This window comes from Haloplanus salinarum, assembly GCF_009762275.1.
In the GTDB taxonomy this organism is placed as follows: Archaea; Halobacteriota; Halobacteria; order Halobacteriales; family Haloferacaceae; genus Haloplanus; species Haloplanus salinarum.
In genome coordinates this window covers 806207-817737 of record NZ_CP034345.1, presented here as the reverse complement: position 1 = coordinate 817737, position 11531 = coordinate 806207, and the positions used below count along the sequence as shown (strand labels likewise).

The 11531-nt window shown below is 68.8% G+C and carries 13 protein-coding genes and 1 pseudogene; 8 read left to right on the top strand and 6 right to left on the bottom strand.

The annotated features are described in order from the left end of the window. Positions 1-68: 68 nt before the first annotated feature. The 4 genes and pseudogenes from EI982_RS05450 (at position 69) to EI982_RS19125 (ending at position 3103) form a co-directional block, all read left to right on the top strand. Positions 69-1013 carry a carbohydrate ABC transporter permease gene (locus tag EI982_RS05450; protein ID WP_157688522.1) on the top strand — a complete coding sequence of 315 codons (945 nt, stop codon included), beginning with the start codon at positions 69-71 and terminating at the stop codon, positions 1011-1013. Continuing rightward, positions 1010-1894, top strand: coding sequence for a carbohydrate ABC transporter permease (locus EI982_RS05445; RefSeq protein WP_157688521.1), 885 nt, complete (start codon positions 1010-1012; stop codon positions 1892-1894). The genes EI982_RS05450 and EI982_RS05445 overlap by 4 nt, the downstream gene beginning before the upstream one ends. Positions 1895-1976: 82 nt before the next feature. After that, a pseudogene (locus EI982_RS19130) lies at positions 1977-2404 on the top strand (ATP-binding cassette domain-containing protein); the annotation flags it as partial. Between the two features lie 42 nt (positions 2405-2446). Beyond that, complete coding sequence (locus EI982_RS19125) at positions 2447-3103, top strand: ABC transporter ATP-binding protein (RefSeq protein ID WP_394352070.1); 657 nt, start codon at positions 2447-2449, stop codon at positions 3101-3103. Positions 3104-3191: 88 nt separating this feature from the next. Here the strand turns inward: EI982_RS19125 and EI982_RS05435 are convergent, their stop codons facing one another. The 4 genes from EI982_RS05435 to folP all read right to left on the bottom strand — a co-directional run bounded on the left by EI982_RS05435 (position 3192) and on the right by folP (position 6620). Next, positions 3192-3704, bottom strand: coding sequence for a DUF7122 family protein (locus EI982_RS05435; protein ID WP_157688520.1), 513 nt, complete (start codon positions 3702-3704; stop codon positions 3192-3194). Next, complete coding sequence (locus EI982_RS05430; protein WP_157688519.1) at positions 3701-4633, bottom strand: RsmB/NOP family class I SAM-dependent RNA methyltransferase; 933 nt, start codon at positions 4631-4633, stop codon at positions 3701-3703. Before EI982_RS05430 ends, EI982_RS05435 begins: the two co-directional genes overlap by 4 nt. A 55-nt stretch (positions 4634-4688) precedes the next feature. After that, on the bottom strand, positions 4689-5366 hold the full coding sequence (locus EI982_RS05425) for a 6-hydroxymethylpterin diphosphokinase MptE-like protein (protein WP_157688518.1): 678 nt from the start codon (positions 5364-5366) through the stop codon (positions 4689-4691). Between the two features lie 105 nt (positions 5367-5471). Continuing rightward, the gene (folP, locus tag EI982_RS05420) at positions 5472-6620 is read right to left on the bottom strand and encodes a dihydropteroate synthase (protein ID WP_157688517.1); all 1149 of its coding nucleotides are present in this window, start codon (positions 6618-6620) and stop codon (positions 5472-5474) included. Positions 6621-6709: 89 nt separating this feature from the next. On the opposite strand from folP, the gene EI982_RS05415 reads away from it, so the two are divergent. Then, entirely contained in the window at positions 6710-7282 is a 573-nt protein-coding gene (locus tag EI982_RS05415; protein WP_157688516.1) for a DUF8114 family protein, read from the top strand. Beyond that, on the top strand, positions 7279-8046 hold the full coding sequence (locus tag EI982_RS05410; protein ID WP_157688515.1) for an RNA methyltransferase: 768 nt from the start codon (positions 7279-7281) through the stop codon (positions 8044-8046). The genes EI982_RS05415 and EI982_RS05410 overlap by 4 nt, the downstream gene beginning before the upstream one ends. A gap of 69 nt (positions 8047-8115) precedes the next feature. Here EI982_RS05410 and EI982_RS05405 read toward each other — a convergent pair whose 3' ends face one another. Next, complete coding sequence (locus tag EI982_RS05405) at positions 8116-8547, bottom strand: MaoC/PaaZ C-terminal domain-containing protein (RefSeq protein ID WP_157688514.1); 432 nt, start codon at positions 8545-8547, stop codon at positions 8116-8118. Between the two features lie 138 nt (positions 8548-8685). Here EI982_RS05405 and EI982_RS05400 point away from each other — a divergent pair, with 138 nt between their 5' ends. Next, positions 8686-9474 (top strand): hypothetical protein, encoded by a 789-nt coding sequence (locus EI982_RS05400; protein WP_157688513.1) that lies wholly within the window; start codon positions 8686-8688, stop codon positions 9472-9474. Positions 9475-9633: 159 nt separating this feature from the next. Here the strand turns inward: EI982_RS05400 and EI982_RS05395 are convergent, their stop codons facing one another. Beyond that, positions 9634-10551: an HhH-GPD family protein gene (locus EI982_RS05395; protein WP_157688512.1), complete on the bottom strand. Its 918-nt coding sequence runs from the start codon at positions 10549-10551 to the stop codon at positions 9634-9636. A gap of 149 nt (positions 10552-10700) precedes the next feature. On the opposite strand from EI982_RS05395, the gene EI982_RS05390 reads away from it, so the two are divergent. Further along, positions 10701-11360 carry a thioredoxin family protein gene (locus EI982_RS05390; RefSeq protein WP_157688511.1) on the top strand — a complete coding sequence of 220 codons (660 nt, stop codon included), beginning with the start codon at positions 10701-10703 and terminating at the stop codon, positions 11358-11360. Positions 11361-11531 lie beyond the last annotated feature (171 nt).

Sequence of the window (11531 nt, the reverse complement as noted above, 5' to 3'; positions counted from 1 at the left end):
GCCCCCGGTCCCCCCCGGACGGCCCTCCCGGTCCGGGTGGGCGCACGGACGACGGAGGTAACTCACCGATGGCATCATCCACCGACGATACGCAGGCACACCGTTCGACCGGCATCAGTAGCTACGTCCGAAACGAACACCTCGAATACTGGTTCGCGATTCCGGCGCTGCTCATCCTGCTCGCGCTGGTCATCTTCCCGATGCTCTGGTCGCTGTGGACCAGTTTCACCGACCTCAATCTCTCCATCGCGACGCGCAACGGCGCGTTCGTCGGCCTGGCGAACTACGCCGACCTGCTGACGAGCGACCGGTTCTGGACCACCATCGGCAACACGGCCTACTACGTCGGCCTCGGCGTCGCCATCGAGTTCACCCTCGGGTTCGCCGTCGCGCTGTTCATGGCGAACTACACCCGTGGCCGCGTGACGACCGTACTGTTCACGCTCCTCTTGCTCCCGATGATGATGGCGCCCATCGTCGCGGGGCTCATCTGGCGGCTCCTCTTTCAGGAGTCCTTCGGCCCCATCAACTACCTGCTGGCGGCGGCCGGCGTCGGCCAACCGGCGTGGCTGTCGTCGACGGCGATGTCGCTGAACAGCATCCTCATCGCCGACATCTGGCAGTGGACGCCCTTTATGATCCTCATCCTCTATACCGGCCGCCTGTCGATCAGCGAGGACCTCTACGAGGCCGCGCGGATCGACGGCGCCGACCGCTGGTTCACCTTCCGTCACGTCACGCTCCCGCAGATGAAAGGCGTCATCGCCATCGCCATCCTGCTACGGGCGATGGACGCGTTCAAGTTCTTCGACAAGATGTTCGTCATGACCGGCGGCGGCCCCGGTACCTCCTCGGAACTGGCCACGTACTACAACTACCTGCTCGGGTTCAACTCGTTCTCGATGGGGAAGGCGACGGCGATGAGTTGGCTCCTCCTGCTGTTCGCTGTCGTCCTCGCGAACGTGTTCCTCTCCGTGCTCGAACGGGGCGAAGGGGGTGATCGCGTCGTATGAGCGTCGTCGAGTGGACCCGCCACCGACTGGCCGGCGCGACCGAGGAACCCGTCTCGCTCCGGGGTGCCTTCCGCACCATCGGCGTCACCTCCTTCGTCAGCGTCATCCTCGTGGCGACGCTGTTCCCGCTGTACTGGACGGTGAACACGTCGTTCAAGCCGGCCCCCGAGACCCAGACGTTCCCGCCGACGTTCGTCCCCGAGACGTTCACCGTCTCGCCGTACGTCGATATCCTCACCGGTGCGGGATCGTCGGTACTCGTGAACAGCGTCATCGTCAGCGTCGGCGCGACGGCTCTCGCGATGCTCATCGGCGTGCCCGCGGGGTACGCCTACGCCCGCAATCCGGGTAAGGTCGGGGGCAAACATCTGGCCTTCTGGATCCTCTCGCTTCGGATGTTCCCCCCCATCGCGCCGATCCTGCCGCTGTTTTTCATGTTTCGGCAGGTCGGCATGATCGACACGTATCCGACGATGATGCTGCTGTACCTGACGTTCAACGTCCCGCTGGTGGTCTGGTTGATGCGGAGTTTCTTCCAGGACATCCCCCAGGCCGTCGAGGAGGCGGCGATCATGGACGGCTACTCGCGGCTCGAAGCGTTCTTCAAGGTGTCGCTCCCCCTCGTCTCGCCGGGTATCGTCACGACGACGCTCCTGGTCTGGATCTTCTCGTGGAACGAGTTCCAGTTCGCGCTCGTGTTCACGCGCAACGCCGCCCAGACCTACCCGGTGATCATCCCGTCGCTCGTCGGCGGGCACGCGACCCTCTGGAACCAGGTCGCCGCGCTGTCGGTGCTCGCCATGATCCCGATCATCGTCATCTCGCTTTTGATGCAGAAACGACTCGTCCGCGGGCTCACCCTCGGGGCGGTGAAAGGATGACCGCCGCGCCGACGGCTCCCCAGCACCCGAACGACCGACGGACCGCGCTCGACCGCGTCCCCTCCCATCCACCTCACAACCCATGACTACGATCGAACTCGATACGGTACGCAAGGAGTTCGGCGACGACATCGTCGCCGTCGACGACGTGTCGCTGACCATCGAAGACGGCGAACTCGTCGTCCTCGTCGGCCCCTCGGGATCCGGGAAGTCGACGACGCTCCGGATGATCGCCGGACTCGAAGCCCCGACCAGCGGCGACGTCCTGATCGACGGCATCCGCGTCAACGACGTCCAGCCACAGAACCGCGACATCGCGATGGTGTTCCAGTCCTTCGCGCTCTACCCCCACCGGACCGTCCGGGGAACATCTCGTTCCCACTGGAGGCCCGCGACGTGCCCGACGCGGAGGCGGCGGAACGCGTCGAGGAGGCCGCGGGCATGCTCGACATCACGGAACTGCTCGACCGGAAGCCCGCGAACCTCTCGGGCGGCCAGCAACAGCGAGTCGCGCTCGGCCGGGCGCTCGTCCGCGACCCGCAGGCGTTCCTCATGGACGAGCCGCTGGCGAACCTGGACGCGAAGCTCCGAAAGGAGATGCGGACGGAGGTGGTTCGCCTCCAGCAGGAACTCGGCGTCACCATGGTCCACGTCACGCACAACCAGGAGGAGGCGATGACGATGGGCGACCGCGTCGCGGTGATGAACGAGGGGAAGATCCAGCAGCTCGCGCCGCCGAAGGAGGTGTACCAGCGGCCGGCCAACCGCTTCGTCGCCGAGTTCATCGGGAGTCCGAGCATGAACCTGCTCACGGGGTCGCTCGCGTCCGGGACGTTCGACGCCGACGTCGGCGACGTGTCGGTCCGCATCCCCGACGAACTCGCCGACGCCGCGACGGTCGACCCGCTCACCCTCGGCATCCGACCCGAGAGCGTCCAGATCGTCGATTCGCCCGACGACTACACGTTCGAGGCGGTCGTCGACGTGGTCGAGTTGATGGGGAACGTCCAGATCGTCCACATCGACCTCGGCGGCGCCGAGTTCCTGGCCGAGGTCGACCCCGACCTCCCGGTCGAACAGGGCGACTCCCTCCTCGTTCGACTCCCGCCCGGGAAGATCGACCTCTTCGACGGTGTCTCCCCCGAGAGTCCCCGGGTCGAGCGGGCGGCCGAGCGCGACCGGTCCGCGCCCGCCACGCCCGAGACGTAACCGACCCCGGTCGCGCGACCGTTCACTCCCGCGCCGGCAGCGACGCTCGCCGCCCCTATTCCGGCGGCGAGACCGACGCTCGCCGCCCCTATTCCGGCGGCGAGACCGACGCTCGCCGCCCTTTCGGGATCACCGACCGCAACTCGTCGTGGACGTAGAGGCCGACGCCGATGGGTTCGCGCTCGCCGGCGATCCGGTGGGCGACGATCAGGTAGCCCCAGTCGCCGTCCCACTCGGGGTCGAGGTCCTCGCCGGCGAGGAAGGTCCGCGCCCCGTCGGCGTCGAGTTCGATCACGTTCCGCGTCGCCGCGCCGCCGAACCGCTGGACTGCGTTGGTCGTCGGCTTCCAGTGTTCCTGGCGCGTCCGCAGGAACGTCATGCCGACGCCCTCGGCGTCGACGGGGGTGGGCAGGTCGGCGGCGAAGATCCAGATCTTTCCCGCGCCCTTCTCCCAGAAGGTGTAGTCCGCGAACGCCTCGCGGTCGATGCCGAACCGGTCCACCCACCAGTCGATCACCTCGGCGCGACTCGCCCGCCCGGCCACCTCCCGCTCGGCGGCCGTCGCGGGCAGGCGGTCGAACCGCTGGCCGTCGTTCGTCATCCGCCCACCTCCAGCTTCGCACAGAAGAACCCGCCCGTGTCGTTGTGGTGCGGGTAGATCCGGAGCGCCTTCTCGACGCTCGGATCGTACGACTCGCCCTCCCACTCGGTGACCCCGGGGACGCCGTCGAGCGGGGCGTCGAGGTCGACGAGTCGGCACTCCTCGGCGGCGAGGACGTGATCCAGCACCGCCTCGTTCTCTTCGGGGGCGAAGGTGCAGGTGGAGTAGACGACGGTTCCGCCGGGACGGGTCGCCTGTACGGCCCGCCGGAGGATGCCCTTCTGGACGCCGGCGACGCTGTGGACGTGATCCAGCGACCAGGTGTCGAAGGCGTCGGGGTTCTTGCGGATCGTCCCCTCGCAGGAACAGGGGGCGTCGACGAGGGCGCGATCGAAGGCGTCGACGGCGTTCGGGTGTCCGGAATCCTCCCCCAGCGGCTTCAGCGAGAAGTTCCGCGCGTCTCGGTTCGTGACCACGAGGTTCGTCACCCCGAGGCGCTCGGCGTTGTGACGGAGCGCGGAGAGCCGACCGAGGTTGTTGTCGTTGCCGACGAGGAGCCCACGGTCGTCCATCAGCGCCGCCAACTGCGTGGTCTTGCTCCCGGGGGCGGCACAGGCGTCCCACACCCGGTCGCCGGGATCGGGATCCAGCACCAGCGCCGGGAGGTTCGACACCTCCTCCTGGCCGTGGATCCAGCCGTGAGCGTGGGGCCAGTTCCGCCCCGGGGAGTCCTCGGGCAGGCGGAGCACGCCCGGGTGCCAGTCGGTCCGCTCGTGGGCGATGCCCTCGGCGTCGAGGGCTTCGAGCACCCGGTCGACGGTGGTCTTGATCGTGTTGACGCGGACGACGGCGGGCAGCGGCCGGTCGCAGGCTGCCCGGAAGGCCGTGGCGTCGTCGACGAGCGATTCGTACCGCTCCAGCGGAGTCATCGACGGCTCTTCGACGGGCGCGGGTTAGTGGGTTTGGGTTCGGCCCGCTGGGCGGTCACGGGAGTTCGACGTCGTCCCGGCGGCCGTCGAGGACGGCGAACCGCTCGTCGCGCCGGCGCTCCAGCCAGGCGAGCAATCGCTCGGCCCAGATCAGTTTCCGGCGTTTCGTCGCGTCGAGGGACGGATCGTCGAAGTCCCAGCCCGGAAACCGCAGTCTCGCGGCGCCGAAGGCGTCCGCGAGGAAGGCGGCCCGGTCGCCGTCGGTGAAGCCGCCGTAGTTCGCAACCGGCCCGCGGGGTTCGGCCTGGGTGGTCGGGACGACGTGGTCGCCATCGAGACGTGGCACCCACTCCTCCACCGCGGGGACGTTGTCGCCGTGGGCGTGGACCGCCACGGGGACGCCCCCGCGGGTCAGGGTACGGGCGGTGGCGGGCGTCTTGTCGAGGTCGGTCACCATCAGGTCCACGTCGATGCCGTTCTCGCGGAGCGTCTTCGCGGCGGTGGAGGCGGCGAACACCAGGTCGGCGTCGGCCGCGACGCCCGACTCTTCGACGAGCGACGGTCCCGCACCGGCGACGGCGACGGTCGCACCCGCCACGGGGTCGAACCGTGACTCGTCGAAGGGCTCGACGAGCGTCGCGAGCGTGTCCCGCGCCCGTTCGTCGGCCACGCGAGAGTAGCCGAAGTCCGCGAGGATACGCTCGTAGACCGGGATCCACGTCCGGTAGTCCATTAGATAATAAGGTCACAGTAGCCGGATCGACACCAAGTACCCCTACCTGCGTGTCGTCCCGGCTTCCACGGTCCCGTTTTCGAATCGTGTGGCATAAGCTTTCTCTTAGTCCGAAGCGGCGCCGACGGCGTCGAGCGCCCGGTCCAGCGCCGCCGTCCGGCCGGTCGCGGCGTCGACGACGGCCGCGAGGTCCGCCCGTGTCCCGACGAGGAGCCGATGGTCGTCGTCCGGAGACCCGGCGACGGCGGCACCGGTCCCCGTCGCGGCGGACGTCAGGGCGTCGCGCTCGGCCGGGGAGAGCCCCCCGAGTTCGAAGACCCGGACCGTCCCCCGCCGGGCGTCCGTTCCGTCGGCGTCGAGACGGTCGAGGTGTCGCCGGAGCTCCCGATCGGTCGTCACGTCGAGTTCTTCGACGGTCACGTCGCCGTCGGTCGCCCGGACCCGGTCCCGGGCGAAGGCGTCGCCCACGACCGCGGCGTCGCGTGTCTCGGCGACGTCGTGGGTGCGGATGACGTGGGCGCCGCGCTCGACGGCCATCGCGGTGGCGGCGAGGCTCACGGGCAGCGCTTCCTCGGTCGAACGGCCGGCGAGGTCACGGAGAAAGTTCTTGCGGTTGATCGAGACGAGGATCGGACGGTCGAGGGCGCGGAACTCCCGGAGTCGGTGGAACGTCTGGCGGTCGTCTTCGAGCGTCTTCTCCTCGCTCCAGCCGCCGAACGCGGGGTCGACGACCGTCTTGTCGGTGAGCCCCTCCCGTCGCAGGGCGTCGTAGATGTCGTCGACCGACTCGACGGCCCCCGGGCGTTCCAGATCCGGCGGGCTGGCCATCTTCACGACCGCCACGTCGCGTTCGGCACAGACCCGTGGCATCGCGGGGTCGGCGAAGCCACAGATGTCGTTCACCATGTCGAAGCCGGCGTCGAGGGCCGCCTCCGCCACCTCGTGGTAGCGCGTCTCGATGGAGAAGACGGCGTCGCCGGAGACGCTCTCCATGGCGTCGACGGCGGTGTCGAGGCGGTCGAGTTCCTCCTCGGCGGAGAGCACCTCGAAGCGCTTGTTCGCGGATTCGAGCCCGACGTCGACGATGTCCGCCCCCTCGTCGATGAGTTCCTCGTCGACGTACGCGGCCGCCTCGCTGGCGTCGTCGAAGACGCTCGGCTCGTAGGGCGACTCCCGGCTGACGTTCAACACGCCCATGAGTCGCGGTGGGTAGTCGTCGCCGATGCCGAGGCCCGCGGCGTCCACGTTTCGCATGGGCCCCCTCGGGACCCGATCACCATATGCGGACCGGTCGGACCACCGAGACGCGCTCTTTTTATTTCCCGGAGCGCTACCCCCGACCGATGGCAAAGGTCAGTATCGGGCTTCGCGGCTGGCGCTTCGAGGAGTCCGACGTGTTCACCGACGAGGGGGAGTTCAAACCCCTCGACGAGATGCCGCCGGACACCCGCGACCGGCTCGTCCGACTCACCCGACTCGTCGACGAGCCCTGTGACGCCTGCTATCTGGTCCACGGCGAGGAGAACGTCTCGCGGTGTACCCCCGCGGCCATCGTCTACGGCGAACCCGGCGAGGAGGTCCTCCTCTGTGCGGACCACGAGGCCGACTTCCTCTACTGGTACCGGGAGGCCGGCGGGAAGACCCACCGCGGCGAGCCGACCTTCCGCGACGAGTTCCACGAGTGGTTCCACGGCGGCGGGCGGGCGCCCGATGGCTACGGCGGCCTCGAACACGTCGAGACCGACAGCGAGGCTCTCCCCTCGCCCCCCGATCCCGAGGAGATCAACCGACGGCTCAACGAGGAGTTCGACGGCCGGAAGATCGACCTGCGCGAGGACGATGCCGACGGCGACGCGGACGACGCGGACCTCGACCTCGACGACGTCGACCTCGGCGCCGATTACCCGTCGCGATGAGTCGACGGCGACCGGTGGTGGTGGTCGTCGACGCCGAGACGCCGGGGAACGTCGGCACCATCGCCCGCGCGATGAAGAACTTCGGGCTGACGGAGCTGAAACTGGTGAACCCGCCGGAACTCGACCCGGACGGGGAGGCGTACGGGTTCGCCGGCCACGCCCGCGAGGACGTGCTCCCGAACGCCGAGGAGATGACCCTCGACGAGGTGGTCGAGCGGTACCACACCGTCGGCTGTACGGCGATCACCGGCGAGGACAGCCGCCGACACGTTCGGTTCCCGTTCAAGACGCCGCGGGAACTCGCCGAGAGCCTGCGGACCGTCGACGCGCCGACCGCGCTGGTGTTCGGCCGCGAGGGCCGCGGCCTGGACAACGAGGAACTCGGACGCCTCGACGAGGTGTGTTCGATCCCGGCGAGTTCGGAGTACCCCGTCCTGAACCTCGGACAGGCGGCGACGATCCTCCTCTACGAACTCCGGGAGCTGACCGTCGAGGAGACCCAGCTTCCGGACGTGGAGCGCGAGCGGGCCGACGAGTCCGACGTCGAGCGGTTCCACGACTTCGTCGCGGAGTTCCTGGACGAGAGCGGCTACAAGGAGGTCAAACGCGACAAGACCCAGCGGCTGGTTCGGCGACTGGTCGGCCGTGCGCATCCCACGGATCGGGAGATCCACACGCTGCTTGGGGTGTTGCGGCGCGCGAGCGGTCAGTTGCGTCACCGACGGGAACTCCTCGCGGAGTACGACGAACCCGATCGGTGGTGACCGGCCGGGTGGCGGGCCCGTACCGCCGCCGATTCGAGGGCTCCGGTCGTCGTCGCGGGGAACCCGAGACTACGCCTTCGAGACGAGAACGAGCGCCTCGATGGCGAGGACCGTCTTCGTCCCGGCGGTCGTTTCGACGCCCCAGCGGACCACCCCGTACTCGTCGGTCTCCTCGTCGACGCCGTGGATCGACGAGTGGACCGTGAGTTCGTCCCCCGGGACCACCGGCGCGGGCCAGCGGAGTCGATCCAACCCCTTCGCGCCGACGGTCGCCGTCTCGGCGAGGAAGCCGTCGACGAACAGCCGCATCGACATCGCGCCGGTGTGCCACCCGCTGGCGATCAGGTTCCCGTACATGGAGCCGGCCGCACGGTCGGGGTCGGTGTGGAACCACTGCGGATCGTATCGCTCGGCGAACTCGAGGATCTCGGCCTCGGTGACCTCGTAGGTGCCGTACGACTCGCCGTCCCAGCGGTCGATATCGTCCAGGAAGACCGTCATCGGATCGGTGGTCGGCGGCCGGGGTGAAGTGCGTTCCCCTCGGCCCGGCTTCGGGTCGCTGTCTCGCGGCTACTCGCCGGTGTGCCCGCCCCGGTACCGTTTTGCCCGCCCGTCACCGACGACCACCACTCACTCGCCATGTCCCGACGGTTCGTCCTCGCGCTCCTGCTCGCCGCTCTCACCCTCACCGCCGGCTGCTCGTTCCTCGGGCTGACCCCCGACAGCTACACCAGTCGCTACGACTACAGTGTGGGTGTCGATGCCACGGCGACGCTGGAAGACGTGACGATCCGTGTTCCCGTCCCGCAGACGGACGGTGAGGCGACGTACGACGCGGACGTCGTCGCGCCGAACGGCACGGTCGAGGGCGTTTTCGACGCGACGGTCGTCGAGACGCAATACGGACCGATGCTGGAACTCACCGCGGCGGAGTTCCCCGTCGAGACGCGCTACTACCGCCACGTCGAGACCGACGGCGTGGGCCGGATCGAGGAGATCAGCGAGGCCGAGTACGATCCCTCGAACCCCGACCACGTGCGACGTACCCGGCGAACGGTGAGCGTGAGCGTCACCCGATCGGCTCCCTACCCGATCGAGACCCGGACGCCCGTCGGGCAAGCGCCGACGTTCTACGAGGACGGTGCGGTGACACGGGCGTTGACGACGTGTTCGTTGCCGGACCGGGACCAGGCGACCTGTTTCGCATACGACGCCCCGGTGTACCTCTCTTACGACACGGACCGGAACGCGACCGTCTCCGGAAGCGTCGTGGTCGTGGGGGCGAACGAGTGGTTCGCCGGGGGATGGACCGGGAACAGTTACACGGACCGGGTGGGGTTCGACGCCAGCGGACCGCAGGACGGTTGGACGGCCGCCAACGGAACCACCGAGGTCGGTCGGGGGAACTACCCCTCGCCCGAGCGGTGAGATTCGGCGTGGCACGGTCGGTGCGTCGACACAGGTCGAGCGCGGTTCCGTCGCGGGGTCGACCGTCACGCCCTTGGGCGTCTGCCCGCGCATCCGGTCGAGGTTACGTGTCGGTGCCTCGGGGACGTCCGCCGGTTCGGGGGTCGGGGGACGGCAGTGTCACTCCCGGAGTCGGGCGACTTCCTCGCCGTCCCGCCGCTCGACCGCGACGAGGCCGTCGTCGTCGAGGTCGGCGAGCAACTCCCGGAGCCACTCCCGGCCGTGTTCGCCGTCGGGCGCGTAGTCGACGCGCACCTTCGGGCCGAGTTCGTCCAGCGGCATCGCCTCGCGATCCGAGAGGGCCGCGACGACCCGGCCGCGTTTCTGCCGTCGGCTCCCCTCGAAACTCGGCTGTGTCGGCACGTCGGGCGCGGTGAAATCCCCCGTCTCGTAGGCGTGACACCAGCGCCGCCAGGGACAGCCGGCCGCGTCGCACTTCGGCGTCTTCCCGCAGGCGACGCCGCCGAGTTCCATGATGGCGTTGTTCCAGACCCGTGACTCGCCGGCGGGCATCAGTTCGCTCGCGACCCGATCGAACTCTTCGTCGTCGTCCTCGACACCGAACGCGCGGTAGAGCACCCGCTTGACGTTGGTGTCGACGACGGCGTCGCCGGCGTCGAACGCGAAACTCGCCACGGCGTTGGCCGTGTAGGGGCCGACACCCATCAGCGCCTCAAGATCCGCGGGGCGCTCGGGCCACTCGCCGTCGAACTCGTCGACGATCTGTCCGGCCGCCTCGTGAAGGTACCGCGCGCGGTTGTTGTAGCCCAGCCGCTGGTCGGACCAGAACGCGACCACCTCGCTCCGGTCGGCGGACGCCAAGTCGTCGACGGTCGGCCAGCGATCGAGGAAGGCCGCCCAGGCGTCGACGACGCGGTCGAGTTGGGTCTGCTGGCTCATCACCTCGGAGACGAGGATCTCGTAGGGATCGGTCGTCCGCCGCCAGGGGAACTCGCGGTGGTCCGTCTCGTACCACTCGACGAGCGCCGAGCGGACGGCCTCCAGCTCACTGTCCGCGGGGACGACGTCCTCGCTCATCGTCGGACGGTGGCGGTGCGGTCGCTTAGGCGTGCTGGTTCCTCCCTCCGAGACACCGTCGACGAACGGCCCGGTCATTCGACTACCGGAATCAGCCACACGAATGCGGGAAAGATTTACATATACGAACGAAATTTCGAATAACGTTCATGGAACCAGAGAGACTGTTGGGTGCGCTTCGAAGATCGGGAATCGTCGAGGACGACGGCGGTTCGATCGAACTGACGGAGCCCTTTCACGAACGGCGCAGCGCCGTCCGGACGGAGCTGGCGGCAGGGAACGATCCGATCGACGAGCAACTCGTGGCGGCCTGTGCCGGCGTGGAATCCGACACGGACGCCGAGACTGCGGAGCGTCACCTCCTCGCGACCGCATCGGCGATCGGCCGGATGACCGACCTGTCGACGGATGCGACGGCCGCCGCGGCCATCGCGGTGAGGCGGGTCGAACGTCCCCCCGCCACGGACGGGGCTCCGGAGGGGTTCACCGCCCTCCGCGGTGAGGAGGTCGGTGCGTTCCTCGCCAGCAATCCGACCGCAGTCCTCTACTTCTGGGGATACGACTGTGATCCCTGTGATTCGGTCCGGACGACGTTCGAGACGTTGCGAGCGAACGGCGCGATCCCCGACGACGTCGCACTGGCGGCCGTCTGTAGCGAGGACTGCCACGCGGCTGTCGGGGACCGCTATCAGGTCGCCGTCGTGCCGACGGTGATCTTCTGTGCCGACGGGCGGCCGGACTCGCGGATCGTCGGGATCGACAACCGGGCGGCGTTTCGCTCCGAGCTGGAGATCATCGCCGACGGGTGAGCCTCGGAGCGTTCCACTCGGGGTGGCGACGATCACGGGAAACCGCGGGGTCGTCCGCCGACTCCGGTCGTGACCGACGGGCCTTGAGACACCGGGACGGCGGCTCGGAGCGCGAACCGAACCCCGAGCGCCGTCCGCCTCCTCGACGGCGAGTGCCGGCCCGATGGCGTC

Coding starts and splice junctions, on each gene's coding strand:
- EI982_RS05450 (WP_157688522.1), top strand. CDS start 69: ATGGCATCATCCACCGACGATACGCAGGCACACCGTTCGACCGGCATC.
- EI982_RS05395 (WP_157688512.1), bottom strand. CDS start 10,551: ATGAGCGAGGACGTCGTCCCCGCGGACAGTGAGCTGGAGGCCGTCCGC.
- folP (WP_157688517.1), bottom strand. CDS start 6,620: ATGCGAAACGTGGACGCCGCGGGCCTCGGCATCGGCGACGACTACCCA.
- EI982_RS05445 (WP_157688521.1), top strand. CDS start 1,010: ATGAGCGTCGTCGAGTGGACCCGCCACCGACTGGCCGGCGCGACCGAG.
- EI982_RS05425 (WP_157688518.1), bottom strand. CDS start 5,366: ATGGACTACCGGACGTGGATCCCGGTCTACGAGCGTATCCTCGCGGAC.
- EI982_RS05435 (WP_157688520.1), bottom strand. CDS start 3,704: ATGACGAACGACGGCCAGCGGTTCGACCGCCTGCCCGCGACGGCCGCC.
- EI982_RS05405 (WP_157688514.1), bottom strand. CDS start 8,547: ATGACGGTCTTCCTGGACGATATCGACCGCTGGGACGGCGAGTCGTAC.
- EI982_RS05430 (WP_157688519.1), bottom strand. CDS start 4,633: ATGACTCCGCTGGAGCGGTACGAATCGCTCGTCGACGACGCCACGGCC.
- EI982_RS05390 (WP_157688511.1), top strand. CDS start 10,701: ATGGAACCAGAGAGACTGTTGGGTGCGCTTCGAAGATCGGGAATCGTC.
- EI982_RS05400 (WP_157688513.1), top strand. CDS start 8,686: ATGTCCCGACGGTTCGTCCTCGCGCTCCTGCTCGCCGCTCTCACCCTC.
- EI982_RS19125 (WP_394352070.1), top strand. CDS start 2,447: ATGGACGAGCCGCTGGCGAACCTGGACGCGAAGCTCCGAAAGGAGATG.
- EI982_RS05415 (WP_157688516.1), top strand. CDS start 6,710: ATGGCAAAGGTCAGTATCGGGCTTCGCGGCTGGCGCTTCGAGGAGTCC.
- EI982_RS05410 (WP_157688515.1), top strand. CDS start 7,279: ATGAGTCGACGGCGACCGGTGGTGGTGGTCGTCGACGCCGAGACGCCG.